The following is a 23,901-nucleotide window of genomic DNA, read 5'->3' as shown; positions in this document are numbered from 1 at the left end:
CGGCTAGAGGACGCGCGACAGGAATGCCTGCGTGCGTTCGTGCTGGGGGTTTCCGATGACTTCCGACGGCGGGCCCATCTCGACGATCTGTCCGTTGTGCATGAAGGCCACACGGTCAGCGACTTCCTTGGCGAAGCCGATTTCGTGGGTCACCACGATCATGGTGAGGCCCGAGAGAGCGAGGTCCTTCATGACGTCGAGGACCTCGCCCACGAGCTCAGGGTCCAGGGCCGACGTCGGCTCATCGAAAAGGATCAGTTCGGGTCTCATGGCCAGCGCCCGGGCGATTGCCACCCGCTGCTGCTGGCCTCCGGAGAGCTGGCGGGGGTAGGAGTCCTCGCGGCCTGCGAGCCCGACCCGCGCAAGCAATTCCGAAGCGAATTTGCGGGCTTCGGCCGGCTTCTCCTTCTTGACCAGGACCGGGCCCTCGATGATGTTTTCCAGGACGGTCATGTGGGGAAACAGGTTGAACCTCTGAAACACCATGCCGATGGACTGCCTCTGCCGGGCAGCCTGCTTGTCCGAAAGCTCGAACAGGCGGTTCCCCTCCTGCCGGTAACCCACCACGCTTTCGCCAACCCAGATTCGGCCATTGGAAAGCGTCTCGAGGTGGTTGATGCAGCGCAGGAAGGTGCTCTTGCCGGATCCCGAGGCGCCCAGAAGGCAGACCACTTCGCCGGACCTGACCTCAAGGTTGATCCCTTTCAGGACCTCATTGAGGCCGAAGCTCTTGTGGACGTTTTCGGCCCGGACAAGGACGTCGCTCATCGGATGGCCTTTCTGTTGGTGCCGAAGAATTTCTTCAGGTGCTGGAGCGGTGTCAGTGGAAGCTGCCTGCTGGAAGAACCCTTGGCGAAGAAGCGCTCCAGGTAGAACTGCCCGATGCTCAAGAGCGATACCGCTCCCAGGTACCAGACGGCGCAGACGATCAGCAGCTCCATGATTCGGTTGTTCACGTAGTAGATGTGCTGGGCCTCGGAGAGGATTTCACTGACGCCGATGGCCGATGCGAGCGAGGTGGTCTTGAGCATGCCGATCACCTCGTTGCCAACGGGCGGGATGATGACCCGCATGGCCTGTGGAAGAACGATCTTCCGCATCGCCTGCAGCCGGGTCATGCCGACTGCCTGGGCGGCCTCGGTCTGCCCCTCGTCGACGGACAGGATGCCGCCCCGCACTACCTCGGAGGTGTAGGCGCCCTGGTTGAGGCCGAGGCCGATCGAGGCCGCCACGAACGGGGTCAGGAGGTCGATCATCCTGCCCTGGAACACCCCCGGGATCCCGATGTACGGGAAGATCAGGGCCAAGTTGAACCACATGAGCAGTTGCAGGTAGACCGGAGTTCCACGGAAGACCCAGATGTACAGCCAGGCCACCCCCGACACCACCGGATTCTTGGACAGCCGCATGACCGCCGTAACGACGCCCAGGACGAGTCCGATGACCATGGCGATCACCGTGAGGACAATCGCCACCCCGATGCCCTGGATCAACACCGGGACTGCCAGGTATTCCTGGACAGTCCCCCAGTCGATCTGTGCGCGGGAAAAGGAGATTCCCAGCCAGGCCAACAGGAGCACCACCAAGGCCGCCCCGGCCCAGCGGCCTATGTGGCGGCGCGGGACAATTTTCAGCTCCGGCACGTCGCTGGCGACGTGCGGCTCGATTTGAGTATTCATAGCTGTTCCTGGCTGTTCCTAGGTTGGGGATCGATGTGCGGCAGAGAGTGTGGTCATGGCACGGACCACCTTCCTAGCCATGGTCTTCCGGGGCGACCCGCAGGCCTTGATAGTCGCCGGTCCAGCTCCTCACCTGGTCAAGGTTTGCCCGTAGGCGGGTGAGCTGTTCCGCAACGCGATGCGGTGCGGTTCCGCCAAACCCGGAGTGTGCCTCAAGGGCGGCTTCGATGGTGAGGACCGATTTCACCTCGGGAGTGAGGCGCGGATCCACGGATGCGAGCTGTTCTGTACTGAGATCCCCGTAGTCCAGTCCGTTCGTTTCGCAGAAGCGGACCAAGGCTCCCGAAATCTCATGCGCTTCGCTGAACGGGATGTCCTGCTTGGCGAGCCAATCGGCGACTTCCGTGGCGAGGGTGAACCCCGCCGTCGCCTGCTTTGTAGTCACCTCGACGTTGACTGTGAAGGTGCGCACGAGCCCGCTGAGGGCCGGAAGCGCCACCTCCAGGGTGTCCACCGCGTCGAAGACCGCGTTCTTGTCTTCCGCGAGGTCCCGGTTGTATGCCAGGGGAAGCGACTTGACGCTGGCCATGAGGCCCATGAGGTCGCCAAGGACCCGGCCCGACTTTCCCGGGCGATTTCGGCGATGTCCGGGTTCTTCTTCTGCGGCATGATCGAGCTGCCGGTGCAGTAGGCGTCATCCATGCGGATCCAGCCGAATTGCTGCGATGCCCAGGAGATGATTTCTTCGCACAGCCGGGAGATGTCGATCAAGGTCAGCGAGCAGACGAACAGGAATTCGATTGCCGCGTCCCTGCTTCCAACGGCGTCGATCGAGTTCTCGGCGCTCGTTTCGTACCCTTGCTCCCGGGCGGCAAGCTCGGGGTGGAGTGCGAAAGTGGAACCGGCAAGAGCTGCTGCGCCGAGCGGAGAGACAGCTGAGCGGCGGTCCCAATCCTGGAAGCGGTGCAAATCCCGCAGCAGCGGCTGGGCGTGGGCCAGAAGCTGGTGGGCGAAGACCACCGGCTGGGCCGACTGGAGGTGGGTGAATCCCGGCACCGGGGTGCGAAGGTGCTGCTCGGCCTGTCCAGCCAGTGCCTCGGCCAGCTCCAACACGAGGGCGCTGACCCCGCGGACCTTGTCCCGCATGTAGAGGCGGAGATCGTTGGCTGCTTGGTCGTTGCGGGACCGGCCTGCCCGGATCTTGCCACCAACGGGTCCCATGCGCTCGATCAGAAGGCGCTCCAAGAAGGTGTGGACATCTTCGTCCCCCTGCTGCGGAACTGCCTTTCCCTGCACAACATCATCCGCCAACTCGTCGAGCGTGGAGAGGAAGCCGGGCAGCTCGTCGTCGTCGATGAGTCCCACGCGGTTCAACTCCCGGACGTGGGCCCGGGAACCATGGAGGTCATAAGGGGCCAAGGCAAAGTAGCGGGGGTCCGAGCGGGAAAAGCGGGACAGCTCCGGACTTGACGTGCCGGCGAACCTGCCGCCCCACAGCTTGGTCTGTCCTGTCATGAGTGAAACTCCTAGATCTATCGGCGTCTTACCAGTGGTGGGTTGCATCTGGTGAGCTACGTCACCTTGGGTGCAACTAAAGTATTTCCTTAGTAAACCAGTGAGGTCAATGAAATTTGAGATATTTCTGTGATTGAAACATGCAATTTACAGAAAATGTTCATGTTTGAAACATGCGCCATCACCATCTGAGACACCGGTATCAGTCTCTTTGGAGAGACCGGTGTCTCTTCTGACGAACCGTACAGGACACCGGTATCTTCATCAATAGTTTTTTGATTTGCTACATCGACGTCGGCGCGTTGAGGCAGGATCCAAGGCAAGCGCGGCGCCAGGCAGGCGAGGTGTGAAGGCGCGCTCAACGATCGCGAGCGGCCGGCCGGGGCGTGGCTAACCGCCACTGTCGGTGTGCGGAGATTACGGAGTAGCGAGGCTGAGGTGTCCCACTGATTCGCGTTCCACGAACTCAGTGGGAAGGAGGTGATCCGTTGATTCAGGCCCCCCACCGGCAATCCTGGCGAGCAGGATCTCCGCGGCACGAACGCCCAATTCATAGGACGGGACGTGCACCGCGGAGACAGGGGGCGCACTGACGGTCATCCAGTCGGTGTCATCCAGGCAAACCAAGGACACGTCATCCGGAACCCGCAACCCGAGCGCCTTGATGGCTTGAAAGGCAGGGAGGGCCAGTCGGCTGTAGGACATAATCAGGGCACTGGGGCGGTCCGGAGAGCGCAGCAGCTCGGTTACGGCGGCATGTGTAAGCTCAGGGCTCATGACTCCTGAAATGAACCGGTACTCAAGGCCGGTCTCGGCGGACTCATCCTTGATGGCGCGCACGCGGTCCGCGATGGTCGAAATGGGCAACGGGTGCCCCGCTTCCAGTTCCGCCGGCGTCTTGGTGGTCGCCGAGACGAAAGCAATCCTTCTGTGACCATGTTCCGCCAGGTGAGCCAGGACCTTGCGGGCGTCGGCGTATGAATCCGTCCCCACCCGGTCCGCAACGACGTCGTCCGGTCTGCGGTCGAACAGGACCAGGGGCCTTTCCATCCGGACGACGTCAAGCAAATGTGCTGAGTCGCTCCGCGTCGCCGAAGCAACTACCAATCCGTCCACCCTCTTGTCGAGGAAAACCTGAACCGCAGCCCTTTCCGCCTCGACGTTCTCGTCCGTGTTGGCAAGGATGACGTCGAACCCGGCTTCTTTGGCTTTGTCCGCGATACCCCGGACTGCCCGGGCAAAATACGGATTCTCGATGTCGCTGACAACCACGCCGATAGTGTGGGACCGCCCCGAGCTAACGCTGCGGGCAAGGGCATTTCCGCGGTATCCCAGGGTTTCCGCAGCAGCCGCCACCATCGCGACAAGCTCACTGCTGACGGATCCATACCCGCCCAAGGCCCGCGCCGCCGTCGAACGTGAAACGCCGGCGAGGCGCGCAACATCCATGAGGCTTGCAGTCCGATGCGACAGGGAATCCATGAATAGAATCTACATCAGAATTAGCCTCATTCAGGCAAACATTGCCGGTCAAACAATCTAGTGGGAATTCCAATGACACCGGTTTCAAGCGACTGGCACCCTATGCCCACTTTGGTTTCGCGATCGGCCGCCCGAAACCCAGTGCCCACGCCTCAGGGAATAGCCCCGATGTGCACCAGGAGCTCGTGCTCGGCCCCGTCCAGGTAACGGCGCAACTCGGCCGCGGCCTCCTCGCGTTGACCGCTACGGATCTGGGCAACCAAGGCAGCGTTGCGTTCCACATAGTGGCTGTGGAAGTCGGGGGTGGTGGCCATGGCGTGGAAGACCAAGCGCATCTCGGCCAGCACCTTCTCCATCAGGGCTTCCAGGGAGGCGCTTCCGGACAACGACACCAAGGCTTTGTGCAGCTCCTGGTTGGCGTCTGCCATGCCGGCAACCGATCCTTCCATGAGGGCTGCCCGGGCCTTGTCGATGATGACATCCATGGCGTCGAGGGCCTCGGCCGGGACATCGCCCCATAGGACAGCCGCTGGCTCGATGAGGCGGCGCACCCGGTAGATTTCCCGGACGTCGTCCGCTCCAGGGGCTGCCACGAACACGCCGCGGTTGGGGATGCGCTGGACCACGGATTCACCGGCAAGGACGGTGAAGGCCTCACGCAGGGTGTTCCGGGAAACGCCGAGTGCCTCGGACAGGGCCTGTTCGGAAAGCTTCGTGCCGGGCGGCAACAAGCCGTCGGAGATGCGCTGGCGAAGCTGGGCGGCAACCCACGCTCCGGTGTGGGCATGGGTGGCGTGGCCGGCGTCGGCGATTCCTTGCAGCGCAGCGTTCATGGGCATGCCATCAAATCTACCGAATGGCGATGCCCACGGACCTCAGCCGATGCTCGCCAGCACGTCTCCGCGCCCGACGGCGGCACCCGGCTCGTGCGGACCTCGCGCCACGGTGCCGGAACGGTGGGCTGGGACGGTGGTTTCCATCTTCATGGCCTCCAGCACGGCCACGGGTTGGCCAGCTTCCACGGCCGCGTCGTCTTCAACCAACCACTTCACCAGCGAGCCGGACATCGGCGAGGCCAGTCCGGCGTCGTCGGCCACAACCGGAACCGAAGCTGAAGCAACGGAACCGCCACCACCACTCATCAGCGCTTCAAACAAACGAACCGGGAGGCCAAGCTGAACCGCCTTGCCGTCGAGTTCCACTGTGAACGTGCTGCGTTCGGAGCCGGGAGCCACGCGGGCGATCTCGGCAGACGCGGCCAGCTCTTCCGCGAACTCGGTCTCGATCCACGTGGTGTAGACGCCCAGCTTGTCCTCCGAGGTAAAGGCCTCGTGGCGGACCACAGCACGATGGAAGGGCAGCACGGTGGGCAAACCCTTGATCTGCATCTCGTCCAGGGCGGCCCGGGCACGGCGCAGGGCCTGCTGCCGGTCTTCGCCACGGACAATCAGCTTGGCCAGGAGGGAATCGTACTCTCCGGGAACCACCGAGCCGGATCGAACCCCCGAGTCAACGCGGATGCCCGGACCGGTGGGCGCTTCGAACACGTCCACCGTGCCGGGGCTCGGCAGGAAGCCGCGTGCGGGGTCCTCGGCGTTAAGCCGGAATTCGAAGGCGTGGCCTGTCGGCTCGGGATCCTCGGTCAGGGACAGGGTTCCGCCTGCGGCGATCCGAAACTGCTCGCGGACCAGGTCCACCCCGGACGTTTCCTCGGTGACAGGATGTTCCACCTGCAGGCGCGTGTTGACCTCCAGGAAGGATATGGTGCCGTCCACGGCCACGAGGTATTCGACGGTTCCGGCACCGTAGTATCCGGCCTCGCGGCAAATGGCCTTGGCGGATTCGTGGATGAGGGAGCGCTGTTCGGGGCTTAGGAACGGCGCGGGGGCCTCTTCCACGAGCTTCTGGTTTCGGCGCTGCAGTGAGCAGTCGCGCGTACCGAGCACCACAACGTTGCCGTGCATGTCGGCCAGGACCTGGGCCTCGACGTGCCTTGGCTGGTCCAGGAAGCGCTCCACGAAGCATTCATCGCGTCCGAAGGCCACCTTGGATTCGCGAACGGCCGATTCAAAGGCGTCCTCGATGTCTTCCAGCCGTCGCGCGATCTTGAGCCCGCGTCCGCCACCGCCAAAAGCAGCCTTGATGGCCACCGGCATGCCGTATTCCAAGGCAAAAGCAAGGACTTCGGCCGCGTTGGCTACGGGCCCATCGCTGCCCGGGACAAGCGGAGCCCCGGCACGGACGGCGATCTCGCGGGCCGTCACCTTATTGCCCAACTCCCGGATCGACTGAGGTGCGGGGCCGATCCACGTGAGTCCGGCGTCGATCACGGCCTGCGCAAAATCTGCGTTCTCGGAAAGGAAGCCATATCCGGGATGCACTGCGTCCGCCCCAGCACGGCGGGCGACGTCGATCAGCTTGGCGATGTGCAGGTACGTCTCGGCGCCGATGGAGCCGCCCAGTGCGTAGGCCTCGTCGGCAAACCGCACGTGGAGGGAATCGGCGTCGGGGTCGGAGTACACGGCAACGGACTGCAGGCCCTCGTCGGAGCAGGCACGGGCAATCCGTACGGCGATCTCGCCGCGGTTGGCGATCAGGACCTTTTTCATGGCTGGGTTCCTTCGGGGACGGCGCCGGTAGCGGCAAGTTCAAGGGGTTCAAGGGTTGCGGGGTCCACGATCGTGAACCGCACGCTATGACCGGGAGGCAATTGCGCCGCCGTCGGGAGGTCTTCGGGTACGACGACGGCAATCACCGGATAGCCGCCCGTCACGGGATGGTCGGCCAGGAACAGGACGGGATGTCCGCTGGGCGGGACCTGGAGTGCCCCGGCAACGGCACCTTCGCTGGGGAGCTCGCCGGCCCCGCGGTCAGGGTTTCGTTCGAGCGCACGGTCGCTTCCAGGCCTGAGCCGGACACCGATCCTGTTGGACTGTTCCGTTGTGATCCAGTCCTCCTCCGTGAGCGTCTTAAGGGAATCGGCGTCGAACCAGTCTTCCCGAGGGCCCAAGGTGATGCGGAGCTCCGCGGATCGCTTTCCGAGACGGAGGGCGGACGTCTCCGGCGCGCCGACCATTTGGAACAGCGGGGCGCTTGCAACGGGGAGGCGGGTCCCGGCCGACAGTGGTGCGGGACCGATTCCGGACATCGAGTCGCTTGAGCGGCTGCCAAGAACCGGCTGCACGTCGAGCCCGCCACGGACAGCAAGGTAGCTGCGGGCCCCGAGCGTCGGCTCGCCCAGGCTGAGGGTTTCTCCGTCGAGCAGAGCGAAGGGCGTGCACATGGAGGCCCGCCGTACTGGAGCGCCCGATGCGTCGCGGATATCCAGCGGCGCAACGGCTCCGGCAATCGCGAGCACGTGGTCCCCGTCGGCTTGGACAGAGAGTCCGCCCAGCACCGTTTCCACAACGGCCGCACCGGGTTCGTTGCCGACCAAACGGTTGGCCTGGCGGGCCGATTGCTGGTCCGCGGCACCCGCGGCGGACACTCCCAGGTCCCCCAGTCCGGGGCGGCCGAGGTCCTGGATCAAGGATTGCAGACCAGGGAATCGAACCACGAGGGCGGGACCAGCGACTTCACGGACCACAGGCGGCACAGGCGTCAGCTCAACTGCCTCTCGGACTGCCACATACCGGACCCTATCTCCCGGTCGAACCAACGCCGGTGACTCCCGCTCAAGATCCCAGAGGACCGCCGTCGTGCGTCCGATCAGCTGCCAGCCGCCCGGGGACTGCCGCGGGTAGATCGCAGAGAAGGTCCCGCCGAGCGCCACGGAACCGGCAGGCACGGCGGTGCGGGGCGAACTGCGCCGCGGAACGTCGAGGCTGTGGTTCTCGCCGAGCAGATATGCGAATCCCGGGGCGAAGCCGCCAAACGCGGCGGTCCAGAGTTGCCCCGTGTGGGCAGCCACGACGCCGTCCACCCCCAGACCGGTGAGCATGCCCACCTCGGCGAGGTCCTCGCCGTCGTACACCACGTCAATGGTGACTTCGCGGGAATTGTCGTGTGGCACCTCGTCCAGGTCAACATGCCCGACGGCGGAGCGCGCAGCAAGTGCCTCGGTATGCGTGCCGAACTTGAGCAGTACGGTCGCTGCCGCGGCGATCGCGTCGAGCTGGCCGGGCAGCGGCTCGGCAAGCAGCCGCGAATGAAAAGCCAGCACGGAACCAAGGCCGGACAGTTCCACCAGCAGGGCGCGCGGACCTGCCCAGCGTATTCCTGTGACGCTCACGCGAAGCTCCGAACGGTGACGCCAGCGGCTTCGAGCCCGCTGCGGACGGCGGCTGCCATGGCTACGGCGCCGGGAGTGTCGCCGTGGACGCAGATGCTTTCGGCGTGGACGTCCAGCACGGAACCGTCGCGGGCCACGATTTTGCCCTCGGTTGCCAGGCGCACCATGTTCTCCGTGATGGCAGCGTGATCGTGCAGCACTGCGTCATCTTCCCGGCGCGAAACGAGGGTGCCGTCCGGGTTGTATGCGCGGTCAGCGAAGGCTTCGGCTACTGCGCGGAGGCCCTTGGCTTCGGCTTTGGCGAGTGCGACTGAGCCCGGCAGGAGAAGGAGTGGGAGTCCGGGGCTGAAGGCATGCACGGCGTCGGCCACTGCCTGTGCGTGGACCTCGTGGTGGACGATCGTGTTGTAGAGGGCACCGTGCGGCTTGACGTACTTGATCTCGGAGCCGGCAGCGCGGGCCAGGGCCTGGAGCGCGCCGAGCTGGTAGAGAACGTCGTCGGCCAGTTCCGTTGCGGAGCAGTCCAGGAAGCGTCGGCCGAAGCCTGCGAGGTCCCGGTAGCCTACGTGTGCTCCGATGGTCACTCCGGCGGCGACGGCTTCACGGCAGGTGCTGGCGATGGTGCTGGGATCCCCGGCGTGGAATCCGCAGGCCACATTGGCGCTCGACACGTAGCGGAAGACCGCGGCGTCGTCGCCCATGGTCCAGTTGCCGAAGGATTCTCCGACGTCGCTGTTGAGGTCGATATAAGGCATTGTGATCCCCGTCTCAGGTTGAATACTCCACTATCATGCCTGAAATGCCAAGATTGTTCAACAATCTTGGTGCTGGGGGATCGGGGACGGAATTTCATACGTGAGGTCCCGACCCTTTCAACGAGCGAAAGAGTCGAGACCTCACATTTGGATTGGATCGACTAGGAAACTGGTACCGCGGCGACGCGGTTGTTGGCGGTGACAATCCGGGCGGCCGTTGCCTGGCCCATCCGGACTGCGCCGTCCACGTGCTGGTAACCTTCAGCGGCCAGATCGGAAGAGGACCAGTAGATGGGTCCGACGTTGGCGTGCTGGTCCTTGCCGTAGCGGTGCAGACCACCCAGGTCATAACTGGCCGCGTAGGCTCCGCGGGTCCATTCCTCGGAACCCCAATCGGATTCGTAGTAGACCTCGGTGTCCAGGGCCTTCTCACCCAGGAAGCCGGCGATGGACTCAAGGACAGCCTTCTTGCGGTCCTCGGCACTGAGTTCGAAGACGGCGTCTGCCTTTTCGTCCGAGATGAAGCCCACCAGGGTCCCGCGGGTATCTCCGTGGTTGGTGTTGTCGTAGACCTCCTGGACCAGGGCGTCGGCGCCGAAACCCGTGCCGGACAGGCCGTCTTCGCGCCAGAACGGCGTGCTGTAGACGGCGTGGACCTTGATGACCAAGCCGAGGGACTGGTGCTGGTGCATCTGGTGCTGGCGGCGCGGCAATGGCGGATTGAAGGACACCCGGGAATAGAGGTTCGGCGGGACCGCCATGATGACGAATCGCGCGTTGACGGTTGCGCGCTCGGACTCAACAGTGACCCGATGGCCTTCGCCGGCAGGCTCCCAATTGATGGTGCGGACCGGGCTGTTAAGTACGACGTCGTCACCCAGTTCTGCGGCGATCAGCAGGGAGACCTGCTGCATGCCGCCGATGACGCGCTTGTCCAGGATGAAGTCTTCGTCAGTGAGGTTGGAGAAGGAACCTGCCGAAGCCGCCATCAGCACAGCCTGCAGCGCCGAGAAAGCGTGGGCTGGCTTGGTGAGCATGCCGCCGGCGATGAAGAGGCCGATGTTGTTGCAGGCTTCCTCGTCCGTCGAGTTCTGGCGCAGCCAGTGGTGGAAGGAGATGGTGTCCAATTCACGGGCCTTGGGGTGGGCCCAGGGCTCCTCGGGACCAATCTCTGCGGCGAGGCCGTCCAGGATGGCGGTGAGCTTGTCCATTTCGGCCGCGGTGGTCTCGCTGACCGGGAAGGAGGCCCCGGTGAAGCGGGTGCGGCTGCCATCCGGTGCCAAGTACACGGATTCGCCGTCGCGGTAGCGGGAGTACATCTTCAGGCCCAGTTCGTCCAAGAGCCCCATGAGCGCGGTCTGGTCCGGGGACACCCATTGTCCGCCGATTTCCAGCATGGCCCCGTCAATGGTGTCGGTCCACGTACGGCCACCGACGCGGTCGCGTGCTTCGAGCACGGCAACGCTGAGTCCGGCCTTCTTCAATTCGCGGGCGGCCGTCAACCCCGACGGACCGGCACCGACAATTACGACGTCGCGATCAAGATTCAACATGATGTCCTTTCTCTGGCCGTCCCCGTTGGCTGACCAATAAATGAATGACGTTCATTTATCTCAACTGTAGCTGGCTTGGCTCCTGCTGTGAAGACCCCAGTGGAATAATGCTTTGACACAGCCTCCAGAAAGGTCAGCGATGCCTGAACCCACCCCCGCTCCCGGCGAGACCAAAGCGCGCCGCAGGGCAGGTCGGCCAATGGCGGCGGTCCTGGACCAGGACGGTATCACTGCAGCGGCGCTGGAACTGATCAGCAAGAAGGGCTACGACGGCCTCACCATGGCCGCACTCGCCCGCTCCCTGGGCGTGGCGCCGTCGGCCCTCTACAACCACGTGTCCTCCAAAGACGAGGTCCTCAAGCTCGTGGAAGAGGATCTGATGTCCAAGGTGGACTTCGGCGGCTTCAGCACGCTGCCCTGGGAAGACGCCGTACGGCAATGGGCTTATTCCTACCGCGGCATTTTCGCAAGGCACACCCCGCTGATCTCTGTGATCGCCGTCCTTCCGGTGACGGACGCCCCGCAGACCCTTGCAATGTACGAAGCCGTGACGGAGGGATTCCTCCGTGCGGGTTTCCCGGAGAAGCAGATCATCCCCAGCATCGTGGCCCTCGAGGCCTACATTTTCGGTGCCGCTTTCGACGCGAACGCGCCGGCGGACATTTTCGATTCCGGCCGCTTGGCCGACTCCACGCCGCACTTCACCTCGGCGGTCCGCAGCCTTGGACCCGAGCGGAACAACTACCCTTCGGACCTCGCGTTCAGCATGGGCTTGGATGCACTGATCGCCGGGCTCGGGGCGCTGCGGGTGTAGCCCAACTAGCTCGCATTTGTTGTCGTTTTGAGCCTCCAAAACGACAACAAATGCGGGTCAGTTGGGAGGTACGACGGAGTTGGCGAGTTAAACAAAGGAACCCCGGTCCAAGACCGGGGTTCCTTTAAATTGCGTGCGCGAGGGGGGATTTGAACCCCCACACCCTTTCGGATACTGGCACCTGAAGCCAGCGCGTCTGCCGTTCCGCCACTCGCGCGCAACTTCTTCCGCCCGGGCCGTACCAGGTTTCCCCGGCCTCACCCCTGCGAAAGCAGCGAGATCAAGCATAACGGACAATCACTTGAAAACACCAATCGACCAAGGACGGGGCCGTAAAAACCCCGCAAATCCGCGGATTGTCAGGGTCTCACAGGATCCAGAAATCACGCGGGAAGCGAACCGAAATGACGCCCGCAAGCGAACTTTTCCGGCTTTCCGCGCGTTGTGGAATAAGGCCATTCACAGTCTTGCCCAGTAGTATCGGGATTGAGGACAGGCTCTTTGCGTGCGCTCCGGCAACTGCAGGGATTCGTCCTGACTACTCATACTGCAGGGCAACGAAACGGAAGGAGAAGGACCATGGGTTTGCTTGACAGGGTTGAACGCGGCATCGAAAAGGCCGTCCGCGGCGTCTTCTCCACCGGGTCGCGTGCGCGGGTGGAGCCGGTGGAGATCGCCAGCAAACTTCGCCGTGAACTGGACAACAAGTCCATCACGATCGCCGCTGGCCGTACGTTGGCTCCCAACGTCTTTGAGGTCCTCCTGAGCAATGAAGACTTCGGCCGCGCCCAAGAATGGGGAACTCCCCTGGCCGAAGAATTATGTGATGTCGTGATACAGCACGTCCGCAGCCAGGGCTACATCCTTCAGGGACCGGTACGGATTTCCTTCCTCCACGACGAAGCCCAGCGCGAAGGCCACTTCGAAATCACCTCCAGCACTGCGAAATCCAACGGGTCCGCCGCGCCTGCTACTCCGAGGCCCAATGTCCCCGCAGCCCCAAGCCGCGAACCCACACCGCTCCAGCCTGTCCTGGATATCGGCGGACAGCGCTATTCCCTCAACGCACCTTCCGTCGTGCTGGGCAGGTCCTCCGAGGCCGACATCCTGGTGGACGATACCGGTGTCTCCCGCAAGCACTTGGAAATCCAGACGGCGGCCGGAGTGATCCGTGCCGTCGACCTCGGTTCCACCAATGGAAGCTATGTCAACGGCCACAAAGTGGACGGTAGTGTGGAACTTACTGACGGATCCACCATCACCATGGGACGGACCAAGATCATCTTCAGACTTCTTTCCCTGCCCTCTGGTGGGCGCCCGTGAGCGACATCAGCGAACTGACCATCACCGCACTCCGTTTCGGCTTCCTGCTGTTGCTTTGGGTGCTGATCTTCAGCATCGTCTCGACCATGCGTCGAGATCTGGTGATCGGCCGCAAGGCAGCCATGGGAACACCGACGGCGCGCGAAGTGCGAAAGCATCCCGAACTCGCCCCTGCGCCACCCCAGCCCGTCAAGCAGCAGGCGCGTCAGCTCGTCGTCGTCGAGGGTCCACTCAAGGGGACCACGGTTCCATTGGCCGCGAGTCCCATCCTGCTGGGCCGCGCGCAAGAGGCCACCCTGGTCCTCGAGGATGATTACGCCTCGGGGCGGCATGCGCGCTTGTTCCCCCAAGGCAGCCGATGGTTCATCGAAGATCTCGGCTCCACCAACGGCACCTACCTCGCCGACCAACAATTGACCCGCGCCCTGCCGGTGGAGCTTGGCGTCCCCGTGAGGATCGGCAAGACGGTCATCGAATTGAGGGCGTAGCCCATGGCTTCCCCCAGACCTCCGAGGGTAAGGCACTGCCTCCGGAACGCCCGCTGATCATGCGCTACGCGGCGCGGTCCGACGTCGGGCGTGTCCGCTCGAAGAACGACGACTCCGCCTATGCGGGCCGCCACCTTGCCGTCGTTGCTGACGGCATGGGCGGGCATGCGGGCGGCGATGTCGCCTCGGCCTCCACGGTGCTGGACATGATCCACCTTGATCACGATTCCTACCCCGACGGCGCAGAAACGGTCCTGGCCGACGAAATCCAGACCGCCAATTCCCTGCTCTCCGAGCTTGTCCACGTGGACCCGAAGCTCGCAGGTATGGGCACCACGGTCACAGCCCTTCTCCTCGAAGGCAGGCGGCTGCACTTCGCCCACATCGGCGATTCCCGCGCCTACCGTTTGCGCAATGGCAAATTCGAGCAAATCAGCGTGGACCACACTTTCGTCCAGAGGCTGATCGACGAAGGCCGCCTGCGCCCGGAGGAAGCTGAAACCCACCCGCACAAGAACGTCCTCATGCGCGTTCTGGGCGACGTGGACGCGAGCCCCGAACTGGATCTGGACGCGCTCGACGTCGAACCCGGCGAACGCTGGCTCCTCTGCTCCGACGGCCTGAACTATGTCCAGGGAGCAGTGGTGGAGCAAGTGGTTCGGGAAACCAAGGACCTCGCCGAATGCGCCGAGCTCCTCATTGAACTCACGCTGGCCAATGGAGCTCCGGACAACGTCACTGTGGTGCTCCTGGAAATCGTGGAACAGGCCAGCGACGACCTCAGCACGGCCGCCGTCGAGGTCGTCACGCCGGGAACAGGACCCAATCCCGCCGCACCAAAAGCAGAGGCGCCGAAGGCCGCCGACTCCGGCAAAACTACCGGAAAAGCCGATCCGGGCAAGGAAACCACACGCGACGGCGACGCGAAAGCCCCTGCGAAAGACGCTCCAGCGGCCGGAGCTGCGGCCAGCCAGGCCTCGCCGACGGACAAACCGGCCGCCAAGCCGGGGAAACAACCCCCGACGCCGGAGCTTCCGCGGCTCCCGCCAAACCCACCGGGACAACCGAGCCTCCGACGGCGACAGACCCCCACTTGGGCGAACACCTGTCGGCGGAGATCCTCCGCGAAGAACTCTCAAGCCGGCCGCACGAATTGGTAGGCGCTGCCGCTACGGCGGCCGAAACCGGTTCGATCCCCACTGTGGCTGGACGCAGCGTTGCGCGCCGTGCTGCCACGGTGCTGACGCACAAGGCTGAGCAGGACCGCTCCGAGGTACAACCGTTTGTCGCACGGAAGCGTCGCTGGTTGACTCCTGCCATCGCCGCAGTCCTGGCCATTCTTGTGGTCGCGGGGCTCTGGCTGGGTTATGCATGGACGCAAACACGCTACTACGTCGGTGAATTCGACCAGCGCGTGGCGATCTTCAACGGCATTTCGCAAAGCCTTGGCCCTTTCCAGCTTTCAAAAGTAGAGGCCGTGACGAAAATCCGCATGGACTCGTTGCCTGAATTCACCCAACAGAGCCTTCGCCAGACCGTCCCGGCACGCGATCTCGCTGATGCCCAGCAGATCGTGAAAAGCCTGCAGGACAGGGGCACAACCGGCCTGCCAGCCAATTGCCCCACGGGCACGCCCAAGCCAACGGCGAGCTCCACCACCACGGCAAACCCCACGCCAGCAAGCCCAAGCCCTTCGAACGCGCCGACGTCGTCACCCACGTCCACGCCGGTCCCTACCTGCGCGGTGTCCCCATGACCCAAGCCCTCATGACACCCAAACCGCGCCGCAACGTGGAGCTCGTCCTCCTGGTCCTTGCCCTTGCCGTGGGAATCGGTGCCAGCGCCATGGTGGGGCTCAACAGTCCGGCCGCTTTCGATAGCGATTTCTGGTTCCAGTCGAGCCTTTTGGTAGTGGCCGCATTCGCCTTCCACATGGTCCTTAGGTTCCGTGCAAAATATGCCGATCCGATCATGCTTCCGATCGTCGTCGCGCTCAACGGCTTGGGGCTTGCCCTCATCCATCGCATGGACCAGCCCGGAGAAGACACTGGCAACAACCAGCTGCGCTGGACCCTCCTGGCCATGGCCGTGTCAATCGCCGTGATCTGGCTGCTCAAGGACCACCGGCTCCTTCGTCGTTTCACCTTTATCTCGCTGGCCGCCAGCGCGTTTCTCCTGGTGCTCCCGCTCGTTCCCGGTATCTCTGCCGGCGAAGTGCTGGGCGCCAGCGTCTGGATACGGCTGGGTCCCATGACCTTCCAGCCGGGGGAAATCGCCAAGATCACCCTGGCCATATTCTTCGCGGGCTACCTTTCCTCCAATCGGGACCTCATCCTTCTGGCTGGCCGCAAGATCGGCCCAATGCAATTGCCGCGCTTCAAGGACCTTGGCCCCATGATCACAGCATGGCTCGTGAGCATCGGCATCCTGGTCTTCCAGCGCGACCTCGGAACCTCGGTGCTTTTCTTCGGCTTGTTCATCGTCATGATCTATGTGGCAACGAGCCGAATCAGCTGGGTGGTCATCGGCGTCGCGCTCATCCTGGGTGGCGGATTCCTGGCATCGAAGTTCTTCTCGCACGTCGCTTTCCGCCTGGACAGCTGGTGGAACGCCTTCACCCCGGAAGTGTTCGACCGTTTCCCGGGCGGTAGCGAGCAGATTGTCCAGGGGCTCTTCGGCATGGCTGACGGTGGCCTTGCAGGCACGGGCCTAGGACAGGGCAGGCCTGATCTGGTCCCGTTCGCCAACAGCGACATGATCATCGCCCTCATCGGTGAGGAACTGGGCCTGATTGGACTCTTCGCCGTCGTACTGCTCTACCTGCTGCTCTTCACCCGCGGGTTCCGTGCAGCCCTCGGCACGCGAGACGCTTTCGGCAAGCTCCTAGCTTGCGGGCTGTCCTTCGCCATCGCACTGCAGTGCTTCGTGGTGATCGGCGGTGTCACAAGGCTGATCCCGCTGACAGGACTTACCACTCCCTTCCTTGCGGCAGGCGGATCCTCCTTGCTTGCCAACTGGATCATCGTGGGCTTGCTGCTCATGATTTCCCACACCGCGCGCGGCCCGGTGGACACTACGCCTATTACCCATGCCCCCACAGAGGCGGTGAAGACCCCATGAACCATTCCATACGCAACTCGTGGATGGCAGCCGTTGCCATGTTCGCCCTCCTCTTCGGCGCGATCAGCTATGTCCAGGTCATCGGCGCCGGCGACCTCAATGACAATCCGTGGAACCAGCGCGCCGTTCTGGCGAACTACTGCAACGACCGCGGTGCCATCATCGTGGGCGGCAAGCCCATCGCCGAATCCGTCGCCGGGGATGAAACCTGCAAGTACCAGCGCAGTTACGCCCAGCCGGAGCTTTACGCCGGCATCACGGGATACTTCTCCAGGACCTATGGATCCACAGGGCTTGAGCAGCAGCTCCGCGATGAACTGGCCGGCAGCTCCGACCAGCTCTTCCTGGACCGGGTCAGCCAGATTTTCCTCGGCAGCCAGCCGAAGGGTGCCTCCGTGGAATTGACCATCGATGCCGTCATCCAGAAGCTCGCCTACGACCTCATTCCCGACGGCCAGCGCGGTTCGATCGTGGTCACCAACCCGAAGACCGGAGCCATCATCGCCATGGTTTCCAAACCGTCCTACGATCCCAACCTGATCGCCACCCACGATCCCGCCAAGGAAAAAGCCAGCTACGAGCAACTCAACCAGGTTCCGGGCATCAACCTGAACCAGTCCGTGAGCGGGCCCACCGGCGATCTCCTTGCGCCTGGTTCAGTGTTCAAGCTCGTCGATACCGCGGCTGCCTTGAGCTCCGGAAAGTACAACAAGGACAGCGTGCTGCCGAATCCTGACAGCTTGCCCTTGCCGGGGTCCAATGCATCGTTGCCCAACTATGCGGGCGGCAACTGCTCAACCCGCAACACGGCCGACTTCGCCTTCGCCTTGGAGCAGTCCTGCAACACGCCCTTCGCCAGCATTGCCCTGGACTTGGGGCAGAAGGCCATCGCGGACCAGGCCAGCAAGTTTGGCTTCGGACAAGATTTCGGGGACCTCCTCAAGCTTCAGTCCGCCGTCAGCGTCTTCCCCAAGGACCTGGACCAGGCGCAGCTCGCCCAGTCCGCCGTCGGGCAGCGCGACGTCAGGGCTACTCCACTGCAAATCGCACTGATGACCGCGGCAATTGCCAATCATGGGGTCCAGATGAAGCCGAACCTCATTAAGACCGTGCGCGCCCCTGACCTCCGTGTCATCAGCGAACCCAAAGCCGAGACCTTGCGCACCTCCACTACGCCCGCGATCGCCAGCCAGATCACCTCTTGGATGACCGACGTCGTGTCCAAGGGCATTGCGAGTGGTGCGGCAGTCCCCGGAGTCCAGGTGGCCGGCAAGACCGGCACCGCGCAGTTGGGCGACACGGGCTTGAACAACTCATGGTTTACCGGGTTCGCCCCGGCCAATGACCCGCAAGTGGCCGTCACCATTGTCATGGAAGGTGTTGACGTGTCTACCGGCGCAAAGCTAACCAGTCCGAACGCGAAGAAGATTTTTGAGGCGGTGTTGAATAAGTGAGACCTACGTCAGGAATCACCCTCGGCGGCAGGTTCCAGCTGACCAGTCGCATTGCGATTGGCGGCATGGGAGAGGTCTGGAGGGCCAAGGACCAGATCCTTGGCCGGATCGTCGCGATCAAGGTACTCAAAGAGGAATACACGGGTGACCCCGGGTTCCTCCAGCGTTTCCGCGCCGAGGCCCGCCACACCGCATTGCTTAACCACGTGGGGATCGCCAACGTCTTCGACTACGGCGAAGAAGACGGATCTGCCTACCTGGTAATGGAGCTCGTGCCGGGACAGCCGCTGAGCAGCATCCTGGAACGCGAGCAGGTCCTCTCGCCGGACCGCACGCTGTCCATCATTTCCCAGACCGCCCGTGCGCTGGCGCCTGCCCACGCCCAGGGCTTGGTACACCGGGATATCAAGCCGGGCAACCTGCTGATCACGCCGGACTTCCGCGTCAAGGTCACCGACTTCGGCATTGCACGCCTCGCCGACCAGGTCCCCCTCACGCAAACCGGCCAGGTCATGGGAACGGCCCAGTACCTGGCCCCGGAACAAGCCACGGGACAGACCGCCACGGGGTCCTCGGACATATATTCCCTCGGGGTTATCGGATACGAATGCCTCACAGGGCATCGTCCGTTCTCCGGTGAATCCCAGATCGCCATTGCGCTGGCCCAGGTCAACGACGCCCCGCCGCCGCTGCCGGAGAGCCTCCCTACTCCGGTGCGCGCCCTGCTGATGTCGATGCTCGCCAAGGACCCGAAGAACCGTCCTGCAGACGCGATCAAGCTTGCCGAGGCCGCGGAAGCCATCCGCGCAGGCGACATTGCCGCCGCGCACGCCGCCGTACCGGGAATGTTGCTGTTCGAATCCGCCACGGGCCCCATCACCGCGCCCACTGACATAGCCACAGCCCCTACGGGCATTGTCACCTCGCCATACGGCAGGGAAACGCGTTCGACGTCGACGTCGGCCCTCCCGGTGATCGGCGCCGCAGCAGCGGGCGCCGCCGCCGGAGGAGCCGCCGCCGAGGGTGGAAATGCACTCTCCCGCGCCAATGCCCTGGCCGCCGAACGCAGCTTGGAGCAGGCTGACGAGCACGACCACTACCTCACGGAAGAGGAGACGTACGAGGAGGAACCCCAGCGCAAGAAGCGCAGCCCGTGGACCTGGCCCCTCGTCGCGCTGATCGTGCTCCTGCTCTTCGCCTTGGTTGGTGTGATCCTGTCCCAGTCGGGGCTGTTCTCGCCAAGCAATCCGGCTCCAGCCACCTCGAACTCTCCAGTCCAGGTCTCAAGCGCGCCCCCAAGCTCGGCGAGTCCGAGCGCCACGGAGACGTCGGCCACCCCGACGCCCACCACGTCCACTGCCGAGACTGTCAACCTGATCCCGGAGGCATACAAGGGCCAACCGTATGACAAGGTCCGTGCAGACCTGAGCGCGCTCGGCATGGGCGTCAACGGAGTCCAGGTCTTCGATCCCTCGACGCCGGGCACGGTCATCGACATCAATCCGTCCGGCCCCCAGCCCAAGGGGACTACCATCACCGTCAATTACTCGAAGGGACCGCAGATGGTTTCGGTTCCGACCATCGGCAAGGGCGCCTCCGAGTCAGTAGTGCAGGCCGCCATCGAAGGCGCCGGCCTGCGCTGGGTCGCGGGAACCCCCGTTGATGGAGCAACCGGCCAGGCGCCGGGGACGTTCGTCAGTTCCGATCCTGCTGGTGGACAGAAGGTCCCCTCCGGCTCCGTCGTGACCTACCACCTGTCCAAGTCGACCGCGTCTTCGTCTCCCACTCCCAAGTAGGACACCATGACAACCGGACGCTCCACCCCTGCCCACAGAGAGGACAGCACTCCCATGACAACCCAGCGCGTCCTCAACGGGCGGTACGAACTCGGTGAATTGCTCGGCCGTGGCGGTATGGCGGATGTCTACAAAGGCACCGACACCCTGCTCGGCCGCACCGTGGCGGTGAAGCTGCTCCGGGCCGATCTTGCCCGCGATCCGCAGTTCCATGCCCGCTTCAAACGCGAGGCCCAAGCAGTGGCAGCCCTGAACCACTCCTCGATCGTGGCCATCTATGACACCGGGGAGTACACGGTGTCCGGTGGTCCGGGGAAGACGTCCGGGTCCCCTACATCGTCATGGAATACGTGTCCGGCCGGACTATCCGCGACCTGATCCGTGCCAAGGAACTGAGCATCGATCAAGCCATCGAGTTCATCCTTGGCGTCCTGTCCGCCCTGGAATACAGTCACAAAGCAGGAATCGTCCACCGCGACATCAAGCCGGCCAACGTCATGGTGTCCGGGGATTCAAACGACGTCAAGGTCATGGACTTCGGCATCGCCCGGGCCATGGCCGACTCCGCGGCCACCATGACCCAGACCCAGGCCGTGGTTGGAACAGCCCAGTACCTCTCGCCCGAGCAAGCCCGCGGCGAGACGGTGGATGCCCGTAGTGATCTGTATTCTGCGGCGTGCCTGCTGTTCGAGATGCTCACGTCCCGGCCTCCGTTCACCGGAGACAGTCCTGTCTCCGTGGCCTACCAGCACGTCCGGGAAATCCCCGAGCCCGCCAGCACGTTCAATCCGGCCGTTTCGGAAGCATTGGACAGCGTCCTGGCCAAGGGCCTCCAGAAGGACCGTGCCGACCGTTTCCAGGACGCGGCCGCCTTCCGCCGTGCCTTGCGGGCCGCCAAGAACGGCGTGGCAGTCCCTGCGTTTGCCACCGGGACACCCACGGACCCCCAGGACGTCGTACCGTCGACGCAGCACCTTCCCGAGGGTGGCTTGGCCCGCGGCCTGTCGGGCGCCGAATTCCTGGACAGCACCCTGACCGGGAGACCGGGCAATATCCAGGACGCCGGTGACCAGGACACCCTGTTGGCCCTGCACGCCAGCGAACCGGTGACGGAGCCAGACCCCGACGGCGTCATGCCGCTCGGTTTCACCCCTGAACGCGAGCGGACCCCCCGGCAGAAGTCCCGCCGTCGCGCATGGGCCGCAGTTGTGGTCATCTTTACGCTGCTTGTCCTGGCTGGCGGCGGCTTCTGGTTGTACAACACGGTGAACCAGAAGCCGGCACCGCCGGCGCTGATCGCGGTCCCGCAAGTGGCCGGCATGACCGAAGCCATGGCCTTGCAAGCGCTCTATGGTGCCAATCTCAGCCCGGAGTCACGCACCGTCCCGCACGACACCATCGCAAAGGGTACGGTGATCAGCACCGACCCGAGCGTGGGGTCTCAAGTGGCGCCGAACTCACACGTCATACTGAACGTTTCTGGCGGTCCGGTCTCGGTAACCGTTCCTGCGGGCCTGAGCGGGCTCACCGAAGCCGCCGCACGTGACCTCCTGCGCCAAGCCGGCCTCGTGGGCGGGTCGAGCACCTTGGCCAATAGTCCTACGGTTCCCGCAGGCTCCGTCATCAGCACCAAGCCCGCTCCTGGGGCTGTTGTGGGCGCGGGCAGCACAGTTGATTTGGTGGTGTCCACAGGCAAGGTGGCCGTGCCTCAGCTCGTTGGTTTGAGTGTGGCGGATGCAGAGGCCCTGCTTAAAGAGAACGGCCTGGCCATCGCCGTCACCGAGCAGGAGAATTCACAAGTAGCTCCTGGAAAGGTCACGAGCCAGGGGGATGCGTTCAAATCCCTTGTGGAGCAGGGAAAAACCATCAGTGTGATCGTTGCGAAGGCTCCCGCTCCGACGCCCAGTCCCACGCCCAGCCCAAGCGACACCCGAAGCCGTGGGGGCGGCCTGGGGGGCGGCTTGGGCGGCTAGCGATGGATCAGCGGACTAAGCGTGGCCGCACGGGCGGCCGCACCGGACATCCCGAGCGATTCGAGCCAGTTGCCGAGCATGAGGTAACCACCTTCAGTGAGCACCGATTCCGGGTGGAACTGCACCCCGCATAGCGGTGCCGTGCGGTGCTGTAGGCCCATGACCACCCCGCTGGCGGTTTCAGCAGTGATTTCCAGAACGTCCGGGATGCTTTCCCGCACAGCTGCCAGGGAATGGTAGCGCGTGGCCGTCACCGGCGAGGGCAGCCCGGCGAAAACGCTCTTGCCCTCGTGATGCACGGGCGAAGTCTTGCCGTGCATGAGCTCCGGTGCGTGTGTAACGGTCCCGCCGTAGGCCTCCGCCAGCGCCTGGTGGCCAAGGCAGACGCCGAACATCGGCTTGTTGTTGTCGCCGCACCACTTGATCAACTCTATGCAGACGCCGGCTTCGGCAGGGGTGCCGGGGCCGGGGAGATCAGCACGCCGTCCCGGGCATCCGCAAGCTCGATCGCTTCGGCGAGGGTGACATCGTCATTGCGGACCACTGTGGTTTCCGCACCGAGTTCCTGCAAGTAGCCGACGAGGGTATAGACGAAGCTGTCGTAGTTGTCCACGACGAGGATTTTTGTTGTGCTCATGGCTGCTTTGCTGAACCAATCGTTGAGTCGGTGAAGGTAGTGAACTGTGACATCCAGGGGAAGAGGAACTGGACCATCAGGACAAGCGCGCATGCCACGAGGGCCACTGAAGTCAGGATACGCACCCACAGGGGTCCCGGGAGGTGGCGGAAGATCCATCCGTACATGCTTAGCCCTTTCCGCGCGTCTGGGCGACTTGTTTGGCGATGTCCTGTGGTGGGCCGGCGGACGCGGGTTGCCAGGCTTCCAGCAGGGAGTACGCGATGATGCGTTCCTCCGCACCGAAGCGCGGATTGCAGCTGGTCATGGTCAAGTAGCTTTCGGTAGGCGTCGCACCAGGCTGCGTGGGGACCGGAAGAAGAACGTCCGTCCGCGAGGGCAGCACGATCTGGTTGTTGCGGAAGACGTACGTGTAGTAACCGTCTTTGGTCTGCACGTAGATTTTGTCGCCCGGGACGAGAAGATGGATGTTGTCCAGCACAGCGCCATGGGTCTGGCGATGCCCGGCGACGGCGAAGTTTCCGGGCGCACCGGGCATACTCGTGGTCCCGTAGTGGCCTAGGCCCAGGGTGTCCAGGATGTCGGAACCGGTTCCCTCCATGATGGGCCGCGAATAATCAGGGCCGAACCGCGGAATGTACATGATGCCGATCATTCCGCCGTGCCCGGGAGCCTGGGCAACCACGGGCTTCCCATAGTCGGTCGGTCCGGCGGGGGCTACCGGTGCCACGGGTCCCGCGAAGTCCTTGGCGAACCCCTGGATGGCCTGGCTTTGCTTGGCATCAGCTTCGATGTTGGTCCACCACAGCTCCCAAGCCACAAAGAGCAACAGGATGACTCCCGCAGTGAGGAGCAGCTCACCGATGACCTGGACGATCTTGCGCACAACGTCGCCGATGCTCGGCCGTCCCTTGCGTTTCCCCGAGCGAGGCCGGCGGGGACCCTCCGCGCCGGTTCCTGCGCCGTCGTCGGGCACGGCAGCGGGCTGCTGCGTCTGCTGCTGCGCCACTGGATCTCCTCTTCACAGGCACGGACGCCCGACGACGGGCGGTCTCCGAAATCCGGCTAGACTTGACTGCTA

At 63.8% G+C, this 23,901-nt stretch carries 17 protein-coding genes, 1 tRNA gene and 3 pseudogenes; 8 read left to right on the top strand and 13 right to left on the bottom strand.

Annotated features, from left to right (window positions below; translation table 11 throughout):
• Positions 1-3: 3 nt before the first annotated feature.
• The 10 genes from ACX5I4_RS21995 to ACX5I4_RS21950 all read right to left on the bottom strand — a co-directional run bounded on the left by ACX5I4_RS21995 (position 4) and on the right by ACX5I4_RS21950 (position 11,215).
• Positions 4-768 (bottom strand): amino acid ABC transporter ATP-binding protein, encoded by a 765-nt coding sequence (locus ACX5I4_RS21995; RefSeq protein WP_461838551.1) that lies wholly within the window; start codon positions 766-768, stop codon positions 4-6.
• On the bottom strand, positions 765-1,679 hold the full coding sequence (locus ACX5I4_RS21990) for an amino acid ABC transporter permease (RefSeq protein ID WP_461838550.1): 915 nt from the start codon (positions 1,677-1,679) through the stop codon (positions 765-767). Before ACX5I4_RS21990 ends, ACX5I4_RS21995 begins: the two co-directional genes overlap by 4 nt.
• Before the next feature lie 73 nt (positions 1,680-1,752).
• Positions 1,753-2,124, bottom strand: coding sequence for a hypothetical protein (locus tag ACX5I4_RS21985; protein WP_461838549.1), 372 nt, complete (start codon positions 2,122-2,124; stop codon positions 1,753-1,755).
• The gene (gene argH, locus ACX5I4_RS21980) at positions 2,121-3,194 is read right to left on the bottom strand and encodes an argininosuccinate lyase (protein WP_461838548.1); all 1,074 of its coding nucleotides are present in this window, start codon (positions 3,192-3,194) and stop codon (positions 2,121-2,123) included. The genes ACX5I4_RS21985 and argH overlap by 4 nt, the downstream gene beginning before the upstream one ends.
• A 417-nt stretch (positions 3,195-3,611) precedes the next feature.
• A complete protein-coding gene (locus ACX5I4_RS21975; protein ID WP_461838547.1) occupies positions 3,612-4,676 on the bottom strand; it encodes a LacI family DNA-binding transcriptional regulator in 1,065 nt (354 codons plus the stop codon).
• A 152-nt stretch (positions 4,677-4,828) separates the two neighbouring features.
• Positions 4,829-5,515: a GntR family transcriptional regulator gene (locus ACX5I4_RS21970; RefSeq protein ID WP_461838546.1), complete on the bottom strand. Its 687-nt coding sequence runs from the start codon at positions 5,513-5,515 to the stop codon at positions 4,829-4,831.
• A gap of 36 nt (positions 5,516-5,551) precedes the next feature.
• Positions 5,552-7,285 (bottom strand): acetyl/propionyl/methylcrotonyl-CoA carboxylase subunit alpha, encoded by a 1,734-nt coding sequence (locus ACX5I4_RS21965; protein ID WP_461838545.1) that lies wholly within the window; start codon positions 7,283-7,285, stop codon positions 5,552-5,554.
• Positions 7,282-8,907: a 5-oxoprolinase subunit B/C family protein gene (locus tag ACX5I4_RS21960; protein WP_461838544.1), complete on the bottom strand. Its 1,626-nt coding sequence runs from the start codon at positions 8,905-8,907 to the stop codon at positions 7,282-7,284. The genes ACX5I4_RS21965 and ACX5I4_RS21960 overlap by 4 nt, the downstream gene beginning before the upstream one ends.
• Positions 8,904-9,662, bottom strand: coding sequence for a LamB/YcsF family protein (locus ACX5I4_RS21955; protein WP_461838543.1), 759 nt, complete (start codon positions 9,660-9,662; stop codon positions 8,904-8,906). Before ACX5I4_RS21955 ends, ACX5I4_RS21960 begins: the two co-directional genes overlap by 4 nt.
• A 161-nt stretch (positions 9,663-9,823) precedes the next feature.
• Positions 9,824-11,215, bottom strand: a complete 1,392-nt coding sequence (locus ACX5I4_RS21950) for a flavin monoamine oxidase family protein (RefSeq protein ID WP_461838542.1) — start codon at positions 11,213-11,215, stop codon at positions 9,824-9,826.
• A gap of 139 nt (positions 11,216-11,354) precedes the next feature.
• Between ACX5I4_RS21950 and ACX5I4_RS21945 the strand changes: the two genes are divergently transcribed.
• On the top strand, positions 11,355-12,029 hold the full coding sequence (locus ACX5I4_RS21945; RefSeq protein WP_461838541.1) for a TetR/AcrR family transcriptional regulator: 675 nt from the start codon (positions 11,355-11,357) through the stop codon (positions 12,027-12,029).
• Between the two features lie 134 nt (positions 12,030-12,163).
• On the opposite strand, the gene ACX5I4_RS21940 is transcribed toward ACX5I4_RS21945, so the two are convergent.
• Positions 12,164-12,246, bottom strand: a tRNA-Leu gene (locus tag ACX5I4_RS21940).
• 362 nt (positions 12,247-12,608) lie between these two features.
• Here ACX5I4_RS21940 and ACX5I4_RS21935 point away from each other — a divergent pair.
• The 7 genes and pseudogenes from ACX5I4_RS21935 to pknB all read left to right on the top strand — a co-directional run bounded on the left by ACX5I4_RS21935 (position 12,609) and on the right by pknB (position 22,183).
• Positions 12,609-13,352, top strand: a complete 744-nt coding sequence (locus ACX5I4_RS21935) for an FhaA domain-containing protein (RefSeq protein ID WP_461838540.1) — start codon at positions 12,609-12,611, stop codon at positions 13,350-13,352.
• 5 nt (positions 13,353-13,357) lie between these two features.
• Entirely contained in the window at positions 13,358-13,840 is a 483-nt protein-coding gene (locus ACX5I4_RS21930; RefSeq protein ID WP_184741314.1) for an FHA domain-containing protein FhaB/FipA, read from the top strand.
• A gap of 59 nt (positions 13,841-13,899) precedes the next feature.
• Positions 13,900-15,596, top strand: a pseudogene (locus ACX5I4_RS21925) (PP2C family protein-serine/threonine phosphatase).
• Positions 15,593-16,960 (top strand): FtsW/RodA/SpoVE family cell cycle protein, encoded by a 1,368-nt coding sequence (locus tag ACX5I4_RS21920; protein WP_461838539.1) that lies wholly within the window; start codon positions 15,593-15,595, stop codon positions 16,958-16,960. The pseudogene ACX5I4_RS21925 and the gene ACX5I4_RS21920 overlap by 4 nt, the downstream one beginning before the upstream one ends.
• Complete coding sequence (locus ACX5I4_RS21915; RefSeq protein ID WP_461838538.1) at positions 16,957-18,414, top strand: penicillin-binding transpeptidase domain-containing protein; 1,458 nt, start codon at positions 16,957-16,959, stop codon at positions 18,412-18,414. Before ACX5I4_RS21920 ends, ACX5I4_RS21915 begins: the two co-directional genes overlap by 4 nt.
• Positions 18,411-20,210 carry a protein kinase domain-containing protein gene (locus tag ACX5I4_RS21910; protein ID WP_461838537.1) on the top strand — a complete coding sequence of 600 codons (1,800 nt, stop codon included), beginning with the start codon at positions 18,411-18,413 and terminating at the stop codon, positions 20,208-20,210. The genes ACX5I4_RS21915 and ACX5I4_RS21910 overlap by 4 nt, the downstream gene beginning before the upstream one ends.
• Positions 20,211-20,216: 6 nt before the next feature.
• Positions 20,217-22,183 (top strand): annotated as a pseudogene (pknB, locus tag ACX5I4_RS21905) (Stk1 family PASTA domain-containing Ser/Thr kinase).
• Here the strand turns inward: pknB and ACX5I4_RS21900 are convergent.
• Both ACX5I4_RS21900 and ACX5I4_RS21895 read right to left on the bottom strand, forming a co-directional pair.
• Positions 22,180-22,820: pseudogene (locus tag ACX5I4_RS21900) on the bottom strand (aminodeoxychorismate/anthranilate synthase component II). The pseudogenes pknB and ACX5I4_RS21900 overlap by 4 nt on opposite strands.
• A 169-nt stretch (positions 22,821-22,989) precedes the next feature.
• Positions 22,990-23,829, bottom strand: coding sequence for a class E sortase (locus tag ACX5I4_RS21895; RefSeq protein ID WP_461838536.1), 840 nt, complete (start codon positions 23,827-23,829; stop codon positions 22,990-22,992).
• Positions 23,830-23,901 lie beyond the last annotated feature (72 nt).

This window comes from Arthrobacter sp. MMS24-S77, from assembly GCF_054888235.1.
This window is presented reverse-complemented; position numbering and strand designations above follow the sequence as displayed.